The 22,311-nt window shown below is 60.7% G+C and carries 22 protein-coding genes; 13 read left to right on the top strand and 9 right to left on the bottom strand.

Features of this window, described 5'->3' with window-relative positions:
• Positions 1-28: 28 nt before the first annotated feature.
• Positions 29-2,134: a S9 family peptidase gene (locus tag AO692_RS04715; protein ID WP_054308880.1), complete on the bottom strand. Its 2,106-nt coding sequence runs from the start codon at positions 2,132-2,134 to the stop codon at positions 29-31.
• Between the two features lie 413 nt (positions 2,135-2,547).
• On the opposite strand from AO692_RS04715, the gene AO692_RS04710 reads away from it, so the two are divergent.
• Positions 2,548-2,973 (top strand): MucR family transcriptional regulator, encoded by a 426-nt coding sequence (locus AO692_RS04710; protein ID WP_054308879.1) that lies wholly within the window; start codon positions 2,548-2,550, stop codon positions 2,971-2,973.
• 164 nt (positions 2,974-3,137) lie between these two features.
• Here AO692_RS04710 and AO692_RS04705 read toward each other — a convergent pair whose 3' ends face one another.
• Together AO692_RS04705 and AO692_RS04700 are read right to left on the bottom strand one after the other, a co-directional pair.
• A complete protein-coding gene (locus tag AO692_RS04705) occupies positions 3,138-3,566 on the bottom strand; it encodes a SufE family protein (protein WP_054308878.1) in 429 nt (142 codons plus the stop codon).
• A gap of 127 nt (positions 3,567-3,693) precedes the next feature.
• Positions 3,694-4,065, bottom strand: a complete 372-nt coding sequence (locus AO692_RS04700; protein WP_054309441.1) for a DUF5330 domain-containing protein — start codon at positions 4,063-4,065, stop codon at positions 3,694-3,696.
• Positions 4,066-4,631: 566 nt separating this feature from the next.
• Between AO692_RS04700 and AO692_RS04695 the strand changes: the two genes are divergently transcribed.
• The 3 genes from AO692_RS04695 (at position 4,632) to AO692_RS04685 (ending at position 7,542) form a co-directional block, all read left to right on the top strand.
• Entirely contained in the window at positions 4,632-6,311 is a 1,680-nt protein-coding gene (locus AO692_RS04695) for a HAMP domain-containing sensor histidine kinase (protein ID WP_054309440.1), read from the top strand.
• A complete protein-coding gene (locus AO692_RS04690; RefSeq protein WP_054308877.1) occupies positions 6,286-7,101 on the top strand; it encodes a peptidoglycan-binding protein in 816 nt (271 codons plus the stop codon). Before AO692_RS04695 ends, AO692_RS04690 begins: the two co-directional genes overlap by 26 nt.
• Positions 7,102-7,194: 93 nt before the next feature.
• Positions 7,195-7,542, top strand: coding sequence for a DUF1491 family protein (locus AO692_RS04685; protein WP_054308876.1), 348 nt, complete (start codon positions 7,195-7,197; stop codon positions 7,540-7,542).
• Here the strand turns inward: AO692_RS04685 and AO692_RS04680 are convergent.
• The 4 genes from AO692_RS04680 to AO692_RS04660 all read right to left on the bottom strand — a co-directional run bounded on the left by AO692_RS04680 (position 7,529) and on the right by AO692_RS04660 (position 12,232).
• Positions 7,529-8,482 (bottom strand): hypothetical protein, encoded by a 954-nt coding sequence (locus tag AO692_RS04680; protein WP_054308875.1) that lies wholly within the window; start codon positions 8,480-8,482, stop codon positions 7,529-7,531. The genes AO692_RS04685 and AO692_RS04680 overlap by 14 nt on opposite strands.
• A gap of 394 nt (positions 8,483-8,876) precedes the next feature.
• Positions 8,877-9,425: a DUF1254 domain-containing protein gene (locus tag AO692_RS04670; RefSeq protein ID WP_054308873.1), complete on the bottom strand. Its 549-nt coding sequence runs from the start codon at positions 9,423-9,425 to the stop codon at positions 8,877-8,879.
• Entirely contained in the window at positions 9,418-10,002 is a 585-nt protein-coding gene (locus tag AO692_RS04665) for a DUF1214 domain-containing protein (RefSeq protein ID WP_054308872.1), read from the bottom strand. The genes AO692_RS04670 and AO692_RS04665 overlap by 8 nt, the downstream gene beginning before the upstream one ends.
• Before the next feature lie 73 nt (positions 10,003-10,075).
• Positions 10,076-12,232 (bottom strand): PBP1A family penicillin-binding protein, encoded by a 2,157-nt coding sequence (locus tag AO692_RS04660; protein ID WP_054308871.1) that lies wholly within the window; start codon positions 12,230-12,232, stop codon positions 10,076-10,078.
• Positions 12,233-12,504: 272 nt separating this feature from the next.
• On the opposite strand from AO692_RS04660, the gene AO692_RS04655 reads away from it, so the two are divergent.
• Complete coding sequence (locus AO692_RS04655; protein ID WP_054308870.1) at positions 12,505-12,948, top strand: GNAT family N-acetyltransferase; 444 nt, start codon at positions 12,505-12,507, stop codon at positions 12,946-12,948.
• 8 nt (positions 12,949-12,956) lie between these two features.
• Here the strand turns inward: AO692_RS04655 and AO692_RS04650 are convergent, their stop codons facing one another.
• Positions 12,957-13,751, bottom strand: a complete 795-nt coding sequence (locus AO692_RS04650; protein ID WP_054308869.1) for an SDR family oxidoreductase — start codon at positions 13,749-13,751, stop codon at positions 12,957-12,959.
• Between the two features lie 337 nt (positions 13,752-14,088).
• Here AO692_RS04650 and AO692_RS04645 point away from each other — a divergent pair, with 337 nt between their 5' ends.
• The 3 genes from AO692_RS04645 (at position 14,089) to AO692_RS04635 (ending at position 17,452) form a co-directional block, all read left to right on the top strand.
• Positions 14,089-14,481 carry a helix-turn-helix domain-containing protein gene (locus AO692_RS04645; protein WP_054308868.1) on the top strand — a complete coding sequence of 131 codons (393 nt, stop codon included), beginning with the start codon at positions 14,089-14,091 and terminating at the stop codon, positions 14,479-14,481.
• A 323-nt stretch (positions 14,482-14,804) separates the two neighbouring features.
• A complete protein-coding gene (locus tag AO692_RS04640) occupies positions 14,805-15,965 on the top strand; it encodes a porin (RefSeq protein ID WP_054308867.1) in 1,161 nt (386 codons plus the stop codon).
• A 305-nt stretch (positions 15,966-16,270) separates the two neighbouring features.
• The gene (locus tag AO692_RS04635; protein ID WP_082407211.1) at positions 16,271-17,452 is read left to right on the top strand and encodes a P1 family peptidase; all 1,182 of its coding nucleotides are present in this window, start codon (positions 16,271-16,273) and stop codon (positions 17,450-17,452) included.
• Between the two features lie 66 nt (positions 17,453-17,518).
• Here the strand turns inward: AO692_RS04635 and AO692_RS04630 are convergent, their stop codons facing one another.
• On the bottom strand, positions 17,519-18,295 hold the full coding sequence (locus AO692_RS04630; RefSeq protein ID WP_054309438.1) for a pyrroline-5-carboxylate reductase: 777 nt from the start codon (positions 18,293-18,295) through the stop codon (positions 17,519-17,521).
• A 234-nt stretch (positions 18,296-18,529) separates the two neighbouring features.
• On the opposite strand from AO692_RS04630, the gene AO692_RS04625 reads away from it, so the two are divergent.
• From AO692_RS04625 to AO692_RS04605, 5 genes are all read left to right on the top strand, one after another.
• Positions 18,530-18,943, top strand: coding sequence for a DUF3168 domain-containing protein (locus AO692_RS04625; protein WP_054308866.1), 414 nt, complete (start codon positions 18,530-18,532; stop codon positions 18,941-18,943).
• Between the two features lie 285 nt (positions 18,944-19,228).
• Positions 19,229-19,531 carry a hypothetical protein gene (locus tag AO692_RS04620; protein ID WP_054308865.1) on the top strand — a complete coding sequence of 101 codons (303 nt, stop codon included), beginning with the start codon at positions 19,229-19,231 and terminating at the stop codon, positions 19,529-19,531.
• 67 nt (positions 19,532-19,598) lie between these two features.
• Positions 19,599-20,264 carry a response regulator transcription factor gene (locus AO692_RS04615; protein WP_054308864.1) on the top strand — a complete coding sequence of 222 codons (666 nt, stop codon included), beginning with the start codon at positions 19,599-19,601 and terminating at the stop codon, positions 20,262-20,264.
• A 46-nt stretch (positions 20,265-20,310) separates the two neighbouring features.
• Complete coding sequence (locus AO692_RS04610) at positions 20,311-21,690, top strand: ATP-binding protein (RefSeq protein WP_244483254.1); 1,380 nt, start codon at positions 20,311-20,313, stop codon at positions 21,688-21,690.
• Positions 21,691-21,793: 103 nt separating this feature from the next.
• Positions 21,794-22,225 (top strand): hypothetical protein, encoded by a 432-nt coding sequence (locus AO692_RS04605; protein WP_054308862.1) that lies wholly within the window; start codon positions 21,794-21,796, stop codon positions 22,223-22,225.
• Positions 22,226-22,311 lie beyond the last annotated feature (86 nt).

The following is a 22,311-nucleotide window of genomic DNA, read 5'->3' as shown; positions in this document are numbered from 1 at the left end:
GCCGGCCGTCCGAGTGGCAAGTCGGCTGCTACGCGATCTGCTTGCCCGTTACCTTCAGCGCGAACGCGTAGTTCAGCGCGACCTCCTCCAGCCGGGAGAAGCGGCCCGAGGCGCCCGCATGCCCCGACTCCATGTTGATCTTGAATAGAACCGGATGGTCGCCGCTTTTCAGTTCACGCAGCTTCGCCGCCCACTTCGCCGGCTCCCAATAGGTCACGCGTGGGTCGGTAAGGCCGGCGACGGCTAGGATCGGCGGATAGTCCAAACTGCCGACCTTGTCATAGGGTGAATAGGCCGCGATTGTCTTGTAGTCCGCTTCCGAAGCAATCGGATTGCCCCATTCCGGCCATTCAGGCGGCGTCAGCGGCAAGGTCTCGTCGAGCATGGTGGTCAAAACATCGACGAACGGCACTTCGGCGATGATGCCGCCGAAAGCCTCCGGTGCCATATTCGCGATCGCCCCCATCAACATGCCGCCGGCGGAACCGCCCTGCGCCACGATGCGATCGTGGCTGGTATAGCGTTCGGCTGCCAGATGCCGGGCGACGGCGATGAAGTCCTTGAAGGTGTTCATCTTGTTGGCGCGCTTGCCATCCTCGTACCAGGCGTAGCCCTTGTCTTTGCCGCCGCGGATATGGGCAATCGCATAGACGAAGCCGCGATCGACCAGCGACAGGCAGTTGGTGTTGAACGAAGCCGGGATGGTGATGCCGTAGGAGCCGTAGCCGTAAAGCAGGCAGGGCGCCGAGCCGTCGATTGCGGTGTCGCGATGGTGTATCAGCGACACCGGAACCAGTTCGCCGTCATGCGAAGGCGCCATCAGCCGACGTGTGACGTAGTGGCTGGCGTCATGCCCGGACGGTACTTCCTGGGTTTTCAGAAGCGTGCGCTGCCTTGTGCGCATGTCGTAGTCGAACACCTGTGCCGGCGTCGTCATCGACGAATAGGAAAACCGCATCACGTCGGTGTCATATTCATAGGAGCCCGACAGACCGAGTGAGAAGGCTTCTTCGGCGAAGGAAATCAGATGTTCCTCGCCGCTTGCCCGTTCGCGCACGACGATGCGCGGCAGCCCGTCCTTGCGTTCCAGCCGTACCAGATAATCTTTGAAGCCGACGACGGAGAGGATCAGCCGCCCCGGTTCGTGCGGGACGACTTCCTTCCAGTTCGTCCTGACGGGGTCATGCGCGGGGGCGGCCATGATCTTGAAATCCTTGGCGCCGTCGGCATTGGTCAGGATGAAGAAGACATCGCCGCCTTCCTCCAGATCGTATTGCAGCCCGATTTCACGAGCGGCCACCAGCTTCGGTTCCGCAGTCGGATCGTTGGCGGGCAGCAGCCTGTATTCCGATGTCTCGTGATCGTTGATGCCGATCATGATCCATTCATTGCTGCGCGTTCCGCCGACATTCATGAAGAAACCAGGATCCTGTTCTTCATAGACAAGCCGATCTTCTTGTCCGTCGCTGCCGATTGCATGGTAGAAAGTCTTGGAAGGGCGATGGTTGGCATCCAGCCTTGTATAGAAGAAGCCGCTATTGTCCTTTGACCAGACGCCGCCACCGCCGGTATCCGCGATACGATCGGCAAGGTCCTTGCCCGTGGCGATGTCGCGTACAAGCAGTGTGTGGAATTCCGAGCCCTTGTCGTCGAAGGACCAGAGCAACTTCTCGTGATCCGACGAGTGGTCGACGCCGCCGAGGCGGAAATAGGCCTTGCCCTCGGCTTCCAGATCGCCATCGAGCAGGATCTGCTGTTCGCCGCCGTCTCTCGGCATCCGGAAATAGCGCGGTTGCTCGCCGCCGAGCTTGAAGGAGGAGCCGTAGGCGAATGGCCCGTCCTTCATCGGCACGGAGGAATCGTCTTCCTTGATGCGCCCTTTCATCTCGGCAAACAGCACCTTCTGCAGCTGCGCCGTGTCCGCCATCAGCGTTGACTGATAGGTGTTCTCGGCCTCCAGATGGGTCCGGATCTCGGGCGCGAGTACCGACGGATCCTTGAAAACCTCCTGCCAGTTGTCCGCTCTCAACCAGGCGTAATCGTCTGTTCGGGTAATGCCGTGGTGGGTATCGGAACGGGGCTGTTTTTTCGCCCGCGGTGCCTCGGCCGATGGGAAGATCGCTTTTCGGGTCATCCGTGTCTCATGCTGTGGAATCCAAGTTTGACTGAACACGCTGGCTGCCTTCCGTTCAAGGGGGCGCGCGCTTTGATCCGCGATGGTGGCGTAGGGCGCTGTTGCGGCCAAGGGCGTCAGGCTGTCCAAGAACCTTTCGGGCAACACTTTGGAAATAGTTCAAGAAATTCTGCAGGAGTGTCGTTGATTAGGCCTAAGGGAGAATGGGAAATGTGTACGTAGTACGAAAAATATCCATTCGTCCAAGAATATTTGATTGATTAGTATTAATATAGTCAGCGGATGAATTGACTTACTTGCCCATGAAGTCCATTAAGGCTGCGTGACACGACTCATGGGCGCGCCCTGTGGAGAATCGTGCGACGCCCTCTGAAGAATGGGCAAGACTTAACTCTCGTTGGGACCAGAACGATATGGATATTGCCGAAACGCCCCCTAGAAATAGCGATATGCTGATCGAACTTACCGCGGACGTCGTTGCCGCCTATGTCAGCAACAATCCTGTTCCTGTTGGTGAACTGCCTAATCTGATCGCCGATGTTCACGCTGCCCTGGGCAGGGTGGGAGGAACGGTGGAACAGCCGCCTGCCGACAAGCAGAAGCCGGCCGTCAATCCAAAGCGTTCGGTCCATGACGAGTACATTGTTTGCCTCGAGGACGGCAAGAAGTTCAAGTCGCTCAAGCGCCATCTGATGACCCATTATGGGCTCACTCCGGACCAATACCGTGAGAAGTGGGGCCTGGATGCCAGCTATCCGATGGTGGCGCCGAACTATGCGGCCGCCCGTTCGCAGCTTGCCAAGAAGATGGGCTTGGGCCGCAAGCGCAAGGGTCGCTGAAGTACATCCGAAGTATCCTGGTATACTTCGAAGCGGTATTTTCGAACGGCGCCTTTGGGCGCCGTTTGTTTTTGTTTGTTCTCTCCTCGCGCAAGCGCTCAATTCGCCTGCAGTCCGCTTTCTGCAGGACTTTTAGACCGGGATTGCGCGATCCGAGGGAATGTTCAGGCAACCTGTGTCAGTGCCGCTTCGGCGTCATGCTTGATGCGCTTGACCATCGACCGCAGACCGTTGGCGCGCTGCGGCGAAAGGTGTTCGTCCAGCCCCAGCGCTTTCAGCGTGGCCTCAGCGTCGGTCCTGACGATTTCGCTGGAGGGGCGGCCCGAAAACAGCGCCAGCATGATTGCGACCAGTCCGCGCACGATGTGCGCGTCGGAATCACCCTGGAACGTCAGGACTGGGTCCGCACCGCCGCTGCGTTCGGTTGTCAGCCAGACCTGGCTGACACAGCCCGGCACCTTGTTGGCGGGCACGCGCGCACTTTCGGGGAATTCGGCCAGGGATTCGCCCAGTTCGATAACGTAACGATAGCGGTCCTCCCACTCGTCGAGCAGGGAGAAGTCGTCGCGGATGGCGTCGATCGTCGTGGTCATGTTGGCGATATAGTCACGACACCCAAAACAGTCACGGAAAAAAGAAAAACCGCAGGTGCCGAGAGGGAGGCGCCTGCGGTGATGCCGATGGTCGGCAAGGGAATTTTGGAGACCGGGCGTATCGTGATCAGCTGTTCGGATCGGGGCGGGCCGACGGCGTCGGGATCACGCTCCCCGTAATGGTGGTTCGGTCAGTGGCGGGAACGGTCTCGGCTGGTCGCGCTACCTGCTCGGCAGGCTGCTCATCGAGCATATCGGCGGCGATACGGGCGGTTTCCTTGGCGCGTACGCCGATGGTGTGCATGGCGGCTTTGCCGGTTTCGCAGACGTCGGGTTTGCGCTCGCACATGCCGGCAAGGTCGCCGACGGCGTCGCGCGCGGCCAGCAATGCCTGGATGGGATTGACGCTCTCGCGACCCTGTTCATCCGAACCGATGCTGAAAGGCAATACGAGCAGTACCAGTGAGAACCAGAAAGCGGCTCTGAGCAGGAAGAACATGATGTGACCCTCTCTCGTTGCGACCGGATCGTGCATCCCTGTGCCGCGATCTCGTTTGTTGAGATCGATCCTGACACAGCCACACAAAGGACGGCTTGCAGCCTAACCGAGAATTTTCTTCAAATTTTAGACGATCGGGTAAGGAATGATTTTTGATTTGGGCAGCACCAAATTGAGAGCGTTTCCGTTAGGGTGGTAGTAACCACCTAACTGTCTGTCTTTACTTGTCTTTTTTGGCGTCATTCCCAAGTGGTGCGAAAATAGCCATGCGACCGGCAAACTGACCCGGCTAACCGCGTGTTTACCATGACCGCAATCGGCTGGGCACGACGGCTGCTCGATGCCGATATTCGCCGTCGAGATGTCGTCGTCAGGCTCCGTTTTATTCATTCCTTAAACGCTGGATGCGAGTTTCGAACCAACCAAAAGTGATCTGCAAAGCAGACAGTCGAGAGTGCGTTGCGTTGAATTCGATTGCGACCCGATACGTTGACTTGCCCGACGCCGTGGCCACTGGCTGCGAGCGCCTCGTGCACACGTCCGTCATCGACCCCGTGGCGCGCCGTATGCAACGTCGCTTCATCGGTCTCATGCTTGCGGCACCTTTCCTGGCGGCGAGCATGGCGGTGGTTCTGGTCACGGCAAGGCTAGGCGCCGGCGTGACCGTGGCCACCATCTTTGCGATCTTCGGTTTTTCCTGGTTCATGGCGCTGTTGGTTGCCGCCACCGGACGGCTCATGCCGTCGGCGGGTGTTGCACTCGCCGCCGCATCCATTGGCTTGGCGGGTTTGATCGCAGCAGGCGGCGGGCTTGCCTCGCCGCTGGTCGTGCTGGCGCTGGCCCTTCCGGCGGAAGCCTTTTTCGTTGGCGGCAAGCGCCGCGCAGCCGGCTTCGGCATCATTGCGGCCCTTGCCGCAATCGCCCTTCAGTTTGCGCTGATGCCGTTGTTGCCGGCGGCAGCGCCGGCAGCCTGGCATTGGCTGTTTCCGATCGCCTGGGCGCTCACCTTGTTGCCGCTCGCCCGTGGGCTTGGTCAGGCTCTGGCCTCTCGTGAGACGGTGCAAGAGCAGGTGCGCCTCGAAGATATTATCGACGCCGTCGTGTTGCGCATGGGCCAGAACGGAGAGGTGCTGGAGGCGTCTTCCCAGTCGCGGGCCATGCTGAAGCTTGCACCGGAACTGCTTTCGGGCACCGGATTGTTCGATCGCGTTCATCTGGCCGATCGCGTTGTCTATCTGTCGGCGTTGGCGGATATGCGCGAAGGTGCGGTGTTGCGCCGAGTTGAACTGCGCATGCGTTTGCCGAAGGGCGACGCCGCTGATGTCGGCGCCAACCATAGGCCGTTCCTCCTGGAGCTGATGCGCGCAGGCGATGACATTGTCGCGCTGTTGCGTGTCAATGACGAGACCGTCGACCTGAAGGAAGCGCTCGATGCCGCGCGGGAATCCGCAGCCGGTGCCGATGTCGCCAAGGGCCGTTTCCTGGCTGCCGTCAGTCACGAGCTGCGCACGCCGCTCAATGCCATCATTGGCTTTTCCGATATGCTGCTCAATGAGATATTTGGCGGCTTCAAGGATCCGCGCCAGAAGGAATATGTCGAGCTGGTGCGCGATTCCGGCCAGCATCTTCTGGCAGTGGTCACCTCGATCCTGGATGTCTCGCGCATCGAATCGGGCGCCTATTCGGCGCAGCCGGAACCTTTCCGCTTCGTCGATGCCGTCGAGATGTGCCAGTCGATGATGCGCATCCAGGCCGAGACCAAGCATATCAAGTTGACCACGCAGATCCCGGTCGACGCCGGAGAGATCAATGCAGATCGCCGCGCCGTGCAGCAGATCCTGATCAACCTGACTTCGAACGCCATCAAGTTCACGCCGGATGGCGGTGCCGTGTCGATCGGTGCGCGCCGGCTTGGTTCGCGGCTGCATTTCTGGGTGAGCGATACCGGCATCGGCATCGCCGAAGCCGACCTCTGCAATCTCGGCAAGCCGTTCATGCAGATCCAGAACGACTATACTCGACGCTTCGAAGGCACAGGGCTTGGCCTGTCCTTGGTGAAGGGGCTGGTCAGTCTGCACGACGGCACGATGTCGATCGAGAGTGCGCCAGGTGAGGGCACCAAGGTGACGATCAGCCTGCCTGTGGATGGTCCGAAGGGCAGTGCGGCCAAGCCAACGGTTCTGCCGCTTTCGCAGCCCAGGAACGAAAAGGAGGCCGGCCTTGGCCCGCTCCGCAAGACAGCCTAAGAAGGGCGCGCGATCCAAGCAGCGCCCCGGGATGCTGCAGGCTGGAACCGCGGCGCTGGGTGAGGCTATCGCCAACAATCCCGTACTGGTCGGCGGCTCGACGGCCTTCCTGGTGACGCTGTTCTACGTCTCGGCCAATGCGCTCTGGTATCAGCCCGGCCTGCACGCCGGTGCCTTTTTCGCCACACGCAGCTACCAGCATTTTCCGGTGCCCACGCAGGTGGAGCCGGAAACGACGATCAACATCGAGCGCCCCGAACCACAGGCGTCCGCCGGGCAGGACACGACATCTCCGGCCGCGGTCGTAGCCAAGAGCGACCCGATCGTGCAGCGCGTACAGAGTGTTTTGAAAGACATCGGCTACTACGATGGCACGCTCGATGGACTGACCGGACCTGCGACGCGCAAGGCGATCGAGGCCTATCGACAGAAGATGGGGTTACCCGTTTCCGGCAACATCGACGAGGCACTGCTCGACCAACTCGGCATTGCATCCACCACCGCGTCCGTGGTGCCGCAGCCGGCGCCGCGCAGCGAGGTGAGCGGTGCCGTAGCCAGGCAGCCTGCTACGAACGCCGCGCAGGATCAGCAGAAACTCAACGCTCGCATCGTGAAGATCCAGGCCGGCCTGCGGGCCTTCGGCAACAACGACATCAAGACGGACGGCGTCATTGGTGGACGTACAAAATCCGCCATCCGCGAGTTCCAGGCGCTTTTCGGCCTACCCGAAACCGGCGAGCCGGACGAGGCGGTGTATGCCAAGATGCGCGAGATTGGCCTGACGAACTGACGTCTTCCCCGCTGGACAGCGGCGTGTGCCCTGCTACAGCAATCAATTCATGACCAGCTTCAAACAATATGGTCTCCGGTGCGGAGACCGAACATGCGCGTAACCACCGACCTTTGGGTATCGGCGCTTGTGCGCCGGGTTTTCTCCTCGACTGGCTTCGCTGCGGTCATCCAGCGCGGGGCGACGGAGGCCGGCGCTGTCTTTGTGCTGACCCGCGATCGGTTCGGCGAGGTGACGCTGTTCGGTCCGGCCCCACAAACCAGTTATGACGAAGCCAGGCCGGACGAGCGCTTGTTCGGCAGGCTCGAAACGACTCTCGATGAAGGGGTCGTCAACACCAGACTGGAACGGGAGCGAAAATTCGATCCCGACATCTGGGTGGTCGAGGTCGAGCCAGGATCGGTACCGATCGAAGACTTGATCGCAATCAGGACTTCTTGAGATTCTTGCCGAATTTCGGCTGCGCAACGACGGGCTTGTCGGAATTTGCCGTCGTCTGCCGCGCATCGCGCAGGCCGGGCGACATGGCGTCAAGTTGCCATTGGCTGAGCTGGTTGCGCGCTGCATCGATCGGCAACAGCCGGTATCGATCGAGAAAAAGGCGGATCGCCTGTGGGTGCGGGAACTGTTGCGGGAAGACGGCAACGGCGATCAGAAACGCATGGTCCTCGCCAAGCTCGAGCACCTTCAATGCCGAAAGCAGTCGCGCATAGTCACTGGTCACGACAATCGAATGAGCGGTGGCGAAGTCGATCCGCAGCGCATCGGCCAAGGCAGTTTGGAAAAAAACCAGATTTCCGCTTAGCGCGGTCTCGCGCAGTTTCGAATAAGGGGTCGTATCTCGCGCTGCGGCTGACGCCCCCATCATAGCGCGCAGCCGGTGGCGAACATCCTCGGCGGCCTCACCGGGCTTCGGCTTGGCGTGTTCCATTGTCTCGTCGACGGCAGTGCGTGTCACCGCCAGCTTCGGCCTCTCCAACGCGCGGATCAGATGGGCGATGGCCGGATTGAGGTCCTTGCGGCGACCGATCGCCCGGGCGTGCGGGAGACCGTGTCGGCTGATCAACGCGATGAGGTCGACATCACTGAGTACGGCCGAACGGATCAGAAGGGGTGCCGCAACGTCGACCGTGCTTTCGGCCAGACGCAGTACCAATTGCCGCGGTGCATATTCGGTTTCGGACAGCGCCGCAGCACCGAAGCGCAGCGCCTCGTCGGGGACATCGTCGAAAAGAGGCAGGGCGAGATCTTCCAGCTGTGCGATTTCGCGCCGTGAAGGACGCGGCAGCGAGCAGAACGCCGAAATCGCGGCGCGAAACAGCCGTTCGGCCTTTCGCGTTTCGGTCCGCATAGCGATTTGCCGGAAATCGGAAGAAGACACGGGTTACGCCTGTACAATTCACACGAGCCGCCTTCGTTTCTGCCGGAACCGCTCCGGGCGGAGAAACGCGCGAACAATCTTCAAATTAGCCGCGATCCGTTAGCGCTACGTTAACCCTCTGAGAGCCTAATCACAGAAGGAGGCGTTGCGTTTGTGCTCTGGGTAAACCTGAGAGGATACGCGAACCATGGGACAGGTCCTGTCTTTTACGCCGCGGAATGCGGCACCGAACAGACTTCCACGCAATGCTGATACGGCGGCTGCCGTGATCATCTTTCCGGGAGTCCGCTATGAGCGGCCGCAGGAAGCAATGCCGGTTGTCGCGAGCATCGAAGCCGGTTCGCAAGGCACGCCGTCACCCAAGCCGCGTCACTGAGCGGGGGAGTCTTTCGGATCAGAATTGCTGCAGATCGCAGGAGCTCTGGCTAAGGAATTTCGTCACGGCCGGCCGCCAGCTTTCGTCAGGTACGAATGCACGCAGTACGACGATGCCTTCCTCGATGGGGGCCTCGACGAAAATCGACCCTTCGAACCCATCCGGCAATGCCTTGCGCATTTCGATCATCTGCGCTGGCGTGAGCACAACCGCATCCATCTGCCCGTTGGTCGCGCTGCGGTCGTTGAAACTGTAGATGTTGTGGCCGTTGCGGTCATAGACCGAAACCGACCAGAACGGCAGCGCACCAGGCGCGGTCACCTGAACCATGCCGTCGGCAAGGTCGAAGCGACAGGCGGCAGCGGCAAACAGCGGATCGATCGACTTGATTGGGGCAGGGCTGCCGGGCTCGGCATCGAGCCGGGTCATGGTATAGAAATCCGCCTTCATCGACAGGTTCGACCATGCGTCGCGCTCGGAAAACTCCGGCACCAACAGAAGCACGACGATATGGACGATGGCGGCGCCGATCAGCCCGATGACGATGGCGTGGAGAAGCTTACCCATTGCAGCCAACCTTGACGATGACCGGCAACTTGATGTCGGAAAGCCCGGTCGAGGCAGCAATCGGCGTGTCGTAGAAATTCAGCACGAAACGCAGCGGTCCCGTGCCGTTGACCGGCAGCCAGTTGCCGGGGGCGGCGTTCGGAGCCACCGTGATGACGGCTGAATTGTCGGCCTGGCGCAGAATCTCGTACGAGTGCAAGGCTGCTTGATGCGGTCGGCCCGATGCAATTGGATCGAGTGCCTGGTCTGCAACATGCAATGTCCAGAAGCGTGCGGTCGGAGTGCCACCTTCGATCGTGTAGCTGCAGTTACGCCGCAGTCCCTCACCGCTGGAATCGGCTTCGGCGATGAACGACAGGCCTTCGGCGCGGCCAAGGGTCAGCGCGCCTTGGCGTGCGACACGCGCCTGCGAATAGGGATCGGCGTCCAGCGTGCCGATGTCAGGGAAGGCTGTCCATGGTCCAATACGGATGGCGCCGCCGCCGCTCTGGGCATCGAGCGTATACCAGACGCTGCCACCACCGAGTCCGATGGCGATGGCGAGTGCCAACAGCGTCAACGATGCGTTCTTCAGCATGAAGGCTCGTCAGGGCAAGGGTTCATGGCGGCGTAACGGCGGGGAGAGGGCCGGGCGGGTTGCGGAACAGGCGTCACAGCGCCGAGAGCTTTTCAGGCGTGGTGGATGGAACAAGCGCAGGGGCGCCCTCGAAGGTTTTGGAGAGCGTGCGCAGCGTCTGCGTGGTGCGGCTGGAGAGCACTGGCGGGCGTTCCGCTGCGATCCTTGCCTCGTCTTCCGCCGCCTGCTTCTTCTGTGCTTCCTCGGCTTTCGCCGCCACTGTCTTGTCGACGAAAGGTTGGTCGATTCCGGGGATCGGCTTCAGGTCGATGTTCTGGTGGGCGTACACCATCATCCGCTGCCAGATCATCGCCGGCAGTGTACCACCGGTCATGTCGTTGGTGGGGCGGAAGTCGTCATTGCCCAGCCATACGGCCGCCGTGTAGTTGCCGGTGAAACCGACATACCAGGCGTCCCGGTAGCTCTGCGTGGTGCCGGTCTTGCCTCCCGACACGATGTTGGGCAGCGCAGCACGGCGTGCCGTGCCAATGACGGGCACCTGGGTCAGCATCGCGTTCATCGAGCGAAGCGCCTGTTCCGACAGCACACGGCGAGGTGCCGGAGCATCCTTGGCCCAGTCGTATACGACTTCGCCGGTATGGGTGACGAGCTGGGTAATGCCGTGGCGGGTTCCGACATAGCCGTTCTGGGCAAAGACCGAATAGCCGGTCGCCTGATCCATCACCGTCATGCCCGAGGTGCCGAGCACCATGGTCTTGTGCGATTCCAGCGGCGATTCAACGCCCATCTCCTCGGCCATCTTCTTGATCGGAGGGATCGACAGCGAGTCCTTGGCAAGCCTGACCGGCACGGTGTTGATTGACCTCACGAAGGCGTTGAGCAACGTGATCTTGCCGCCGAAACTGCCGCTGTAGTTCTTTGGCGACCAGTTGCCCCAGCTGATCGGTCCGCTCGAGACGACTGACTCCGGCGTGAAGCCGTGTTCCATGGCAGTCGCGTAGACATAAGGTTTAAAGGACGACCCGGTCTGGCGCAGCGCCTTGGTGGCACGATTGAACTGGCTGGCGCCGTAGTCGCGTCCCCCGACGATGGCGCGCACCGAGCCGTTGGTCTCGATGATCACCACTGCGCCTTCGGTGACACGGTATTCCTTACCGTACTGGCGCAGATGGAACTCGACCGATTCTTCGGCTGCATCCTGGATGTTGGCGTCGAACGTGGTATGCGCAACCAGCGAATGCGTGCCTTTCGGCGCGATCTTCTTGACCTCGTCGAAGGCCCAGTCGAGGAAGTAATCCGGGCTCTTGCGCTCGCCGCGGTCGACGACATTGGCCGGGTGCAGCCTGGCCTGCAGAACCTGGCCTTCCGACATGAAGCCGCTGTCGACCATATTGTTGAGCACGACATTGGCGCGGGCGCGCGCCGCCGGCAGGTTGATGTGCGGCGCATATTTGGTCGGCGCCTTGAACAGGCCGGCGAGCATCGCTGCTTCCGCCAGCGTCAGATCCTTTACGCTCTTGCCGAAATAGAAGTCCGCCGCCGCCTCGATGCCGAAAGTGCCGCCGCCCATATAGGAGCGGTCGAGATAGAGCTGCAGGATCTCCTTCTTGGAAAGGTTGGCTTCGAGCCATAATGAAAGGAAGGCTTCCTTGACCTTGCGTTCCAGCGTGCGCTCGTTGGTCAGGAACAGGTTCTTGGCCAATTGCTGGGTGATGGAGGAACCGCCCTGCACGACCGAATTGGCTCGCACGTTTTCCGTCAGCGCGCGCGCCAGCCCGAGGAAATCGATGCCGTAGTGGTCGAAGAAGCGGCGGTCCTCCGTGGAGAGCACAGCCTTGATGACATGATCGGGCATCTGGTCGACCGGCACGGAGTCGCGCTGGATGATGCCGCGCTGGCCGATCTCGTTACCGTAACGGTCGAGGAAGGTCACAGCGAAATCGCCCTGTGCACGCCAGTTGCCCGATGTTTCCTGAAACGCGGGCAGGGCAAGCGCGAGCAGCGCGACGGAGGCGCCGGCACCAAGCGTAAAGCCCTCCGACAGAGCCTCGATCAGCCAGCGCCGCCAGCCCGTGACCTTGAAGTGACGAAAGAAGATGGTCGCCGCTTCCCAGAACTCGCCTGCGCGATAGCGCAGTTTGTAGAGGCTGGAGTCCAGCCAGGCATCGAGCGACAGGAACCAGGCTGCGATCGGTCCTCTTTTCTTACGCGGTTCCTGGGGGATGTTCATCGAGGCCGGTTACACGCTTGCGATGGGTTGCGCCGTAGCGCCAGTATACTCGTTTGCCGCGCAATCAGGAAACGCGGCCGGCTCCATTTCGGTTGCCGAGCCGACTATTCGTCGATTGCAGCGGCACTGGCAAGGGCCTCGCCATTGGATGCGCGAATGGTGAAGAGACGGTAAAGGGGCAGCATTGTCCATGACGCGGATAGGAGCGGTCACGCTGTATCGCGCCCGGGCGTCTCCTTGCCCAATAAGCCGCAACTGGCGATAAGGGCGGCATGACAGCATCTCCAGACAGCCAGCCGGATCATCCTCTGCCGCATTTCGAATGGCGTGGCGTTTTCGCGAATGGCGAGTTGAACGTGTTGCATGCCGAATGTTTCGAACATGCGGTGTTCCACGATGATTGGTGGGCGCAGGTCAGCCGCTTCAGTCTGGGCTGGGTGACGATGCGGGTCTCGGGGCGAGGCGCGGGCGAACTTGTCGGCTTCGTCAACGTCGCCTGGGATGGCGGGGTGCATGCCTTTCTGCTCGATACCATGGTGCGTCCGGCACATCGCCGCCGCGGCCACGCATCGGAACTGGTGCAGGTCGCTGTCGACAATGCCAGGGCCGCGCGCTGTGAATGGTTGCACGTCGATTTCGACCCGCATCTGCGCGACTTCTACTTCCATGCCTGCGGGTTCAAGCCGACCGACGCCGGGTTGATTCAGCTGCGGTAGCGACCTGCTTATCCGGCGCCGAGCCCATCGACATAGGTCATGCCGGAATTGGCGATCAGCGAGCCACCGTCCACCGCATAGACCGCGCCGTTGACGAAGGAGGCCGCCGGCGACAGCAGGAAGGCGATAACCTCCGCAGCTTCCATTGAGGAGCCGGCGCGCCGCTGCGGAACATGTTCGCTGACCTTGGCGTAGGCTGCTTCCAGATCGGTGCCGATTGGCAAGGCGCGCATTTCCTCATCGGCCATCTCGCTGCGGATCCAGCCGGGTGCCACGACATTGGCGCGTAGGCCATAGCGCGCATATTCATAGGCGAGGCATTTGATGAACTGGCTGATGCCAGCCTTGGCTGCCGAGTAGGCCGAGATGCCAGGGCCGGTCTGTACCGCGCCCACCGAACTCACTGCAACCACGGCACCGCGACTCGCCAGAAGATGCGGCAGCGCGACCTGGGTCATGACGAAAGGCGCCGTCAGATTGACCGCGATCTGCCGCTCCCAATCCGCGATGGGCAGCTCGTCAATCGATGCGGACAGGATGATGCCGGCATTGAGGACAAGGCCGTCCAGACGCCCATGACGGTCGACGGTTTGCGTCACCAAGTTGCGCACGGCGTCGTGGTCGGTGACATCCATGGCAATGGAGTCCGCTCCGGTACGCGCCGCGACCGCGTCGAGGGCATCCTTGCGACGTCCGCAGATGACGACGCGATGGGAGTTCGCAAGCCGTTCAGCGACGGCGGCGCCGATGCCGCTGCCACCACCGGTGACGATCACCACGGGCTTGCCATTGTCAGCCTGCATGGCCTCCTCCTTTTCGAATGCGGATCAGCCTAGCAGGCCGCCTGGCGCAATCCTGTCGTCCTCAAGGATGATCCGGATCCCGAGATCGTATCTTGGCCTTTGGTTCAGAGGGCGGTTTGCGTTGGTGCAGTTGTTTGGAAGGCGGCGTTCGAAATGCCGGCAGACCGATCGGGCGTCAGACCAGAAGTCGTAAGCGGTTGGGCAGGTCCTGTTGCCGTCTCCGGCGATGGGATCAAGGGCAAGGCCAGGAAAAAACCTGAAAATTGTGAGGGAACCAAAGCAGCCTGCGGCTGTTACTGCGCGGGTTCCAAGGGGGGAAGCAGATCAGGAGACAGTTATGAACACTCACGTCACCGACCGTTTGGCCGTCGATGGCGATACGATGTTTGAACTTTTCTCCGACAAATGGACCCTCATCGTCCTGAGGCAGATCTACCTCGACGGAGGTGCGGCGCGATTCAATGCGCTCAAGCGTCAGGTGAAAGGCATCAGCCAGAAAACCTTGACGCAGTCCTTGCGGCGGCTTGAGCGCAACGGGCTCGTCAATCGTCACCTCGTCGACACCACGCCGCCCGGCGTTGAATACAGCCTCACCGCACTGGGCAATTCTCTGAAATTGCCCCTCAGCGTGCTGCGCGATTGGTCCGAAAACAACGCGCACGCGATCCATCACGCGCAGCAGATTTTCGATCAGAAGCAGTCCAAAGCATCCAGATCCATGGTCGCCTGACCGATTGTGTCTTCATTGCAACATGAATGAGGCACTATTGGCGTGGATCGATGCCGTCGTTTCTGGTATGAAAATTGATACTATTCCATGAAAATTTCTCGACATTGCAAATTTTACAGCAGAATCAGTGGTTTGAGTTTTTGCAGTATCCATTTGTATACTTGCATATAATTTAGAATGTTACAGACCGGTAACATTTTTGTTATCGAAGTCGTCGCCACAAATTATGCATAGTCCGGCCCGTTCGGATCGGGAACTTCCGGCGGCGTTTTTGCTCGCGACTGGGGGAACTTGACGGTCCTAAGCACGAACAGGGGATATCAGTGAAAATCCACACCCTTCTTCTCGGCTCGGCAGCGGCTTTGATTGCCGTTTCCGGCGCTCGCGCCGCCGACGCCGTCGTCGTCGCAGAGCCGGAACCGGCAGAATACGTCAAGATCTGCGACGTCTACGGCGCCGGCTATTTCTACATTCCAGGCACCGAGACCTGTCTGCGTATCGGCGGCTACGTCCGTTACGATGCCGGCTTCGGTGATATTGGCTCCTTCGACGGCGCCAAGACCCGCGATCGTCTCGACGGCGATGAGCAGGACACCTGGCAGAAAAACGCTCGTCTGGCCCTGCGTACCTGGACCGGCCAGGAAACCGAGCTCGGTACATTGAAGACGTTTACCGAGACCCGCTTCAACTTCGGCAACCGCGATGGCAGCGGCGAAGCCGGCAACAAAGGCGACATCCAGCTGAAGTGGGCCTGGATCCAGCTCGGCGGCCTGCGCGTCGGTAAGGACGAGTCGGCCTATGACACCTTCTCGGGCTATGCCGCCAACGTCATCCAGGATACGCTGGTTCCTTACGGCGAGTTCGATACCAACCTGATCAGCTACACCTTCGACGGCGGCAACGGTTTCTCGGCACTCGTCTCGCTGGAGCAGGGTTCGGGCAGCTACGATACCTACGTCAAGGACGGTGATGGCAACTGGGTCTTTACCGACGACAATGACCAGACGATCGACAGCTACGTTCCGAACGTCGTGCTCGGCGCCAAGTATACCCAGGGCTGGGGCGGCATTTCCGGTGTCGTCGCTTACAACAGCTCTTGGGAAGAGTGGGCCGGCAAGATTCGCTTGGATGTGAACGCCACCGACCAGATCTCGCTGTTCATCATGGGCGGCTACGGTACCGACGACAATATCTACCGCAGCTTCTACAAGCCATGGGGCGGCAACTGGGCCGTCTGGGGCGGCGGCACCTACAAGTTCAGCGAGAAGACCTCTTTGAACGCCCAGGTGTCGTATGACGAAGGCGAGACCCTCGGCGTCGCCGTCAACGTCGCGCACCAGCTGGTTCCAGGCTTCACTGTCACGGCCGAAGTTGACTACGTCAACGAAGGCAAGTTCGGCGATGCCGACTATCGCGGCAGCTGGTCCGGTGCCGACAAGGACAGCAGCGTCGGCGGCATCCTTCGCTTCCAGCGCGACTTCTAGGATTTTTCTCCTTTAGCGGGTGCCGGCTTGACCTCCAGTCATTCGCTCTTTTTATCGAGGTGAAGGTTTCACCGAAGATTGGCCCGGCCTCTGGTCGGGCCAATCTTTTTTGGCGAGATTACGGTCCCGAATTGCGGATCTGCCGTGCTGGCTCCAGCCTTTGGTCCAGAATCTCCCTTTGCGTTGACGTTACGTCAATCGTGATTGCCGCTTCCATTCCTTGATGGCGATATGTGCCCGTCGCTCGGTTGATCGACAGATCAAAGGAGGACTGAGCGCGTTTTCATGAGAGTGGAGGAGACACTATGGAACGTGCAAACAGGAGTTTGGTCGGGGCGATGTGCGGCATCGCTCTGGCCATGAGCGCGGCTGCCGCGGCGGCGGCCGAGAAGCCCCGCGCCCGCGATCTCGGCATTCCGTTCGAGGGAACACCGGGGCCGAACAACGCCATCACCGACGTGCCGGGCGTCGCGGTCGGCTATTCGACGATCATCGAGGGCGAAGGCAAGATCGAGGTGGGAAAAGGGCCGGTGCGTACCGGTGTCACCGCGATTCTGCCGCGTGGCAAGGCGTTCGGGCCATCCTTCGCCGGCTGGTATTCGCTGAACGGCAATGGCGAGATGACCGGAACGACCTGGATCGAGGAAAGTGGTTTCCTCGAAGGCCCGGTGATGATCACCAACACGCATAGCGTTGGTGTCGTGCGCGACTCGGTGATTTCTTGGGAAGCCGAGAACAATCTCGTCGGTCCGCATTTCCGCGATCTCTACTGGCGGCTGCCCGTGGTGGCCGAGACCTGGGACGGCATCTTGAACGACATCAATGGCATGCATGTGAAGAAGGAGCATGTGTATGCCGCGTTGGACACGGCAAAATCCGGTCCGATTGCCGAAGGCAATGTCGGCGGCGGCACCGGCATGAACCTTTTCAACTTCAAGGGCGGCACGGGCACGGCCTCTCGCAAGTTGTCGGCCGAGGATGGCGGCTACAATGTCGGTGTGCTCGTCCAGGGTAATTTCGGTTCGCGCGCAGACCTCACCATTGCCGGTGTTCCGGTGGGCAAGGAGATCACCGACCTGATGCCGGACGTGTCATGGAAACGTGAGGAGGCGGGTTCGATCATCGTTGTGGTGGCCACCGACGCGCCGCTGCTGCCGCATCAATTGAAGCGTCTCGCCCGGCGCGTGCCACTCGGCATCGCCAAGACCGGCGGCTATGGCGGCAACGGCAGTGGCGACATCTTCATCACGTTCTCGACCGCCAATCCCGAGGCTTTCAACCAGGAGAAGAACACGACGGTCGAGATGGTCTCCAACGACAAGATGAATCCACTCTTCCATGCTACTGCCGACGCCACGGAAGAGGCGATCATCAATGCCATGGTGGCGGCCGAGACCATGAAGGGGCGCGACGATAACGTCTCCTTCGCCATCCCGCATGACCGTCTGCAGGACGCGCTGAAGAAGTACAATCGGCTGGAGAAATAAGGTTGTCTGAAGGGGCCGGCCCGTGCAGGGTCGGCCGGCTTCATCGGGGTCAATTCCCTCAGCGACTTACGTCTGCGACGCCGTGATGCGCTTGTGCACGCCGTCCAGGCTCGCGTTGAAAGTCTCGAACAGCCCGGCATTGGTCAGTTCGCGCAGGATCTGCTCGTTGATGCCACCACGTGTGGCATATTCCTGCGACAGACGGACGAAATCGGCTTCAGGCGCGGTGTCCGGTGCGTTCGCCAGCGCCTTGAAAAGGGCCCCGATGTAGTCGCGCCCCCTGGCTTCGCCGACGCCCTGGCCACGCAGCCAGGCATGGATCGTATCCAGATATTTGAAATAACTGGCATAGGTTGCCGTCACGACGCTGAGCGCATCGAATTCCCGTGCATCCTCGACCTCGACCGCCTTGCCCAGCTTGCCGAAGAAAGCCGCGACCTCGGGATCGGGTGGGCAGATGATGGTGGCGCCTTGCCTGAGCGCAATCATCGGCATGGGCAGCGCCTTGGTCAGCCTGTGTGCCGGCGCAACCAGTTTGCCAATCTCCTGCAGGGAAAGCGTCGCGATCAGGCTGACGATGTGATGGTCCGGTCTGAAGCGCAGCGACGCGATCACTTCATGCGCGATCTGCGGACGAACGGCCAGCATCACTGTGTCACTGCCGTCGAGCACTGCCTGATTGTCGGGCGCCACCCGCACATCCTCGAACCGAGAGGCGAGACCCGACGCGATCTCCTCGTTGCGAGGCGACAGAAGGACCGACACCGCATTGTCGGCGAACGATTTCAACCCGGTGACGATCGCTGCGGTAAGCGCGCCCGTGCCGATGAAGCCAAGTTTCATGTCATGCTCTGTACAGCTGGTTAGGATCGAGTCGTCGACGACCATAGTCGCGGCAGCCATGCGGGCAAGGGTTCAAAGCTTGGCTTTGTCGGCGCTGCTCACAGCGATGGACAGACAGCCCCTGACGCTCTGGCTGGAGCGCATCCGGTCTGGCAGAGGCCATCGAAGGCAGATACGCTGTCGTCGATGATGAAAAAAGGACAGCCTCGTCGGACGGTAGGAGAGCGGGGAGCGATGGGCACGAGCCTTGCCGCCGAGCTGCAGAAGGCACTATTCGACCTGCTGAAGGGCGATACCCAGCTGACGGCGGCGTTGGGTGGGGCGAACATTTTCGAGCAGGTGCCGGCCAATGTCATCTTTCCATATCTCACCTGCGGCCGCACCAGCATCTACGACTGGAGCACAGCCACCGAGAGCGCTTCGGAGCAGTTGCTCACGCTGCATGTCTGGTCGAAAGCCAAGAGCAAGCAGGAGACGCAGGCGATCCTGCGGCTGATCCGGCAACGGCTGGATGCCGGGTCGTTGGCGCTGGGAAGCCATCATCCGGTCAACCTCCGCTTTGAATTCTCCGAAATCCGCTACGACGACGATCTCTCCGTCCATCACGGCCTCGTCCGCTATCGCGCGATGATCGAGGATGCTGCCTGAATCCATTCGCAAGACCTTGAATCGTATTCTTAGCACCATCCGCAAGGACATGCGGATGGCCGTCTATCCTGTTGTTTTTCCGTGGATCTCGCCGGATGCATAGACCTGTCGGCATTTGCCGGTGCATCGCCACAATGAAGCGGGGCGTCGCCCTGCTTCATGCTTTTTTGGAGGGCGGTTGTCGGCTATGGATCGGATCGGTTAAGGTCGCGCGGTTCGGTGGAACACAAGACATTGCGGCCGGTGTTCATTTCGTGTTCAGCCCCGGTGCGCTAAGAAGGCGCCATGAACAGGTTCCGCTTCCTTCTCCGGTCTTTTGTGCTGGCGCTTGGCGTCGGCGGACTGCTGATTGTTCCGCCGGCAAGCGCGCTGCCGATCTCGTCTCCTGCCTATACCAAGCAGGTCGTGACAGTTGCCGCTGACTGCTATGCGATCGGCCAGGAAGTCGCCGCCCAGAACGGCGGCACGCTCGCCAAGGCTTCGTCCGCCACCCGCGGCGGGCAGGCGGTCTGTGTGATCGTCGTGCTCGTGCCGGGCAAGGATGGTGAACGCCCGCGACGGGCCGAGATGGTTGTTCCGGCAGGCTGAGCAGTCATTTTCTGCGACCCGGAATCGGCTTATATCCACACAATCGAACAGAACGACACGAGGCAGGATGCGCGTACTGGTGGTCGAGGATGACAAGGAACTGAATCGGCAACTTGCCGAATCGCTTGTCGATGCCGGTTACGTGGTCGATCGCGCCTATGATGGCGAGGAGGGGCACTATCTCGGCGACACGGAGCCCTATGACGCCGTCGTGCTCGACATCGGCCTGCCGCAGATGGATGGCATCAGCGTTGTCGAGCGCTGGCGCCGCGACGGCCGCAAGATGCCCGTGCTCATGCTGACGGCGCGCGATCGCTGGAGTGACAAGGTTTCCGGCATCGACGCCGGCGCCGATGATTATGTGACCAAGCCTTTCCACATCGAAGAAGTGCTGGCGCGTGTGCGCGCTCTTATCCGTCGCGCAGCCGGGCACGCCTCTTCCGAGTTGAGCTGCGGACCGTTGCGTCTGGACACCAAGGCCTCCAAGGCGGACGTCGACGGGGTGCCTCTGAAACTCACTTCGCATGAGTTCCGCCTGCTTGCTTATCTGATGCATCACATGGGCGAGGTGGTGTCGCGCACCGAACTGGTCGAGCATCTGTATGATCAGGATTTCGACCGCGATTCCAACACGATCGAAGTTTTTGTCGGCCGGCTGCGCAAGAAGATGGGCGTCGACATGATCGAAACCGTGCGCGGCATGGGCTACCGCATGCGTGAACCGGAGGCCTGAGGCGGAACCGCTTGCCACCACCAAACGGACGAGGAAAAGGGCGCCGTTGCGTTTTTGGCTGCGCTCGCTGACGTTTCGTGTCGTTGCCTTCTCCTCGATCTGGGCCGTATTGACGCTGGTGGTCATCTTCACGCTGATCACCACGCTCTACCGTCAGGCCAGCGAGCGTGGTTTCGACAGCCTGCTCTCGGCACATCTGTTCAACCTGATCGGCTCTGTCGGTATTTCCGACAAGGGCGTGCTGATAGGCGCGCCGGACCTCGGTGACCTGCGTTTCTCCGAGCCGTATTCGGGCTGGTACTGGTCGGTCGAACCGGCCTCGGAAGGCGTTAGCGGTCATCTGCGCTCATCGTCGATGATGGCGCAAACTCTGCCTTCGCCAAGCATCAGCGAAGTGCCGTTCAACTCCAGCTTCCAGCGCAGCTATTCGACACGAGGATTGAAGGACGAGAGACTGCAGGTCTTCGAGAGCGAATTCGTGCTCGATGCGAAGAACCACATTGCCCGCTTCAGGGTGATGGGCAACAAGAGCGAGCTGGAGGAAGAAATCCGTTCCTTCCAGGGGCGCCTGCTCACCTATCTGTCGTTGTTCGGCGCCGGCATGATCGCCATCAATGCCATTGCCATCCTGCTCGGCCTGCAGCCACTGCGGCGTGTTCGAGCTGCGCTCGCCATGGTGCGCGAGGGAACGGCGCAGCGGCTTGGGGGTAATTTCCCCTCCGAAATCGAGCCGCTCGCCAACGAGACGAATGCGCTGATCGAGAACAACAAGCGTATTGTCGAGCGTTCGCGCACCCAGGTCGGTAATCTCGCCCACTCGCTGAAGACGCCGCTTGCCGTGCTCCTGAACGAGGGACGGGCACTGGGTGGCTCAAAGGGCCAGCTGATCACCGACCAGGCAGCGTCAATGCAAAAGCAGGTCGAACATTATCTGCAGCGTGCGCGCATCGCTGCCCAGCGCGATAGCGTCGTCTATCGCACGCCGGTGGCGCCGTTGGCCGAGCGCATGGTGCGTGTGATGCAGAAGCTCAATCCCAAGGTTTCGCTTTCGCTTTCTTTGCCCTCGGAGCCCATCATCTTTGCCGGTGAGCGTGAGGATCTCGAGGAGATCATGGGCAATCTGCTCGAAAACGCGATGAAATGGGCGCGTAGTGGTGCCAAGGTCACCGTGAGACCATTTGTTGCGGCTGGCGACGGCGGAGATCATTTCGAGATCTTGATAGAAGACGATGGTCCGGGCATCCCGGAAGACAAGGCGCGCGAGGCCCTGCAGCGTGGCAAGCGCCTGGACGAAACCAAGCCTGGGACAGGGTTGGGGCTGGCCATCGTGGCCGACTTGATCAAGGAGTATGGAGGTACGCTGGCGTTGGAGCGCTCGTCACTTGGCGGACTGAAGGCGATCGTGCGCCTGCGCAGTGTGCAGTGAAGAACGTCTCATAAGGGTGGCACGTGGCCCAATTTCAGCCCAATATCGGAGCTATCGCCGCGGTTGTCGCCGATTGCGCGGCGAAGAGGGGAATTTTGACAGCATGACGATTCGCATGGGCCTCGTTGCCGGAATGCTGGCATTGGCCGGCTGTACCACGACCGGGTCAAATGGTGGACCTGATATCGCACCGAAGTCCGGCCAGGATAGTGCCTCGGTTGCCCCTACCGTGCTTTCGGAGATGGGGGGCGGTCTGATCAGCGGCAATATCGGGGCGAACTTGAGCTCGACTGAAAAGCGCAAGGCACTTGAGGCTGAATACAAGGCGCTGGAATATACGGCCAGTGGCCAGACCGTGACCTGGAAGGGTGAACAGTCCAGCCGTTATGGCGAGGTTGTCGCAGCGCAGCCTTATCGCGTCGGTTCGCAGGACTGCCGCCAGTATCGCCACACCGTCTATTCCGGCGGTGCCGGTCAGATCGCGCGTGGCACCGCCTGCCGCAACGCCGACGGAAGCTGGACACCGCTGACCTAACCGGCCGTCACCGGCAAACCTCCTGTTGCTGTCGTCGGGCATTTGCGCTCGATCAAAGTATCTTGGCCGCAATTCTGTCAAAGCGT

The sequence above is a fragment of the Mesorhizobium sp. 1M-11 genome (assembly GCF_001303895.1).
GTDB lineage: Bacteria > Pseudomonadota > Alphaproteobacteria > Rhizobiales > Rhizobiaceae > Mesorhizobium.
This window is presented reverse-complemented; position numbering and strand designations above follow the sequence as displayed.

Bases quoted from the DNA above. Each gene is read 5' to 3' on its own strand.
- AO692_RS04695 (WP_054309440.1), top strand. From the start codon at position 4,632: ATGCAACGTCGCTTCATCGGTCTCATGCTTGCGGCACCTTTCCTGGCG.
- AO692_RS04625 (WP_054308866.1), top strand. From the start codon at position 18,530: ATGGGCACGAGCCTTGCCGCCGAGCTGCAGAAGGCACTATTCGACCTG.
- AO692_RS04705 (WP_054308878.1), bottom strand. From the start codon at position 3,566: ATGACCACGACGATCGACGCCATCCGCGACGACTTCTCCCTGCTCGAC.
- AO692_RS04685 (WP_054308876.1), top strand. From the start codon at position 7,195: ATGCGCGTAACCACCGACCTTTGGGTATCGGCGCTTGTGCGCCGGGTT.
- AO692_RS04650 (WP_054308869.1), bottom strand. From the start codon at position 13,751: ATGCAGGCTGACAATGGCAAGCCCGTGGTGATCGTCACCGGTGGTGGC.
- AO692_RS04635 (WP_082407211.1), top strand. From the start codon at position 16,271: ATGGAACGTGCAAACAGGAGTTTGGTCGGGGCGATGTGCGGCATCGCT.
- AO692_RS04660 (WP_054308871.1), bottom strand. From the start codon at position 12,232: ATGAACATCCCCCAGGAACCGCGTAAGAAAAGAGGACCGATCGCAGCC.
- AO692_RS04620 (WP_054308865.1), top strand. From the start codon at position 19,229: ATGAACAGGTTCCGCTTCCTTCTCCGGTCTTTTGTGCTGGCGCTTGGC.
- AO692_RS04670 (WP_054308873.1), bottom strand. From the start codon at position 9,425: ATGGGTAAGCTTCTCCACGCCATCGTCATCGGGCTGATCGGCGCCGCC.
- AO692_RS04605 (WP_054308862.1), top strand. From the start codon at position 21,794: ATGACGATTCGCATGGGCCTCGTTGCCGGAATGCTGGCATTGGCCGGC.
- AO692_RS04710 (WP_054308879.1), top strand. From the start codon at position 2,548: ATGGATATTGCCGAAACGCCCCCTAGAAATAGCGATATGCTGATCGAA.
- AO692_RS04630 (WP_054309438.1), bottom strand. From the start codon at position 18,295: ATGAAACTTGGCTTCATCGGCACGGGCGCGCTTACCGCAGCGATCGTC.
- AO692_RS04665 (WP_054308872.1), bottom strand. From the start codon at position 10,002: ATGCTGAAGAACGCATCGTTGACGCTGTTGGCACTCGCCATCGCCATC.
- AO692_RS04700 (WP_054309441.1), bottom strand. From the start codon at position 4,065: ATGTTCTTCCTGCTCAGAGCCGCTTTCTGGTTCTCACTGGTACTGCTC.
- AO692_RS04645 (WP_054308868.1), top strand. From the start codon at position 14,089: ATGAACACTCACGTCACCGACCGTTTGGCCGTCGATGGCGATACGATG.
- AO692_RS04615 (WP_054308864.1), top strand. From the start codon at position 19,599: ATGCGCGTACTGGTGGTCGAGGATGACAAGGAACTGAATCGGCAACTT.
- AO692_RS04655 (WP_054308870.1), top strand. From the start codon at position 12,505: ATGACAGCATCTCCAGACAGCCAGCCGGATCATCCTCTGCCGCATTTC.
- AO692_RS04715 (WP_054308880.1), bottom strand. From the start codon at position 2,134: ATGACCCGAAAAGCGATCTTCCCATCGGCCGAGGCACCGCGGGCGAAA.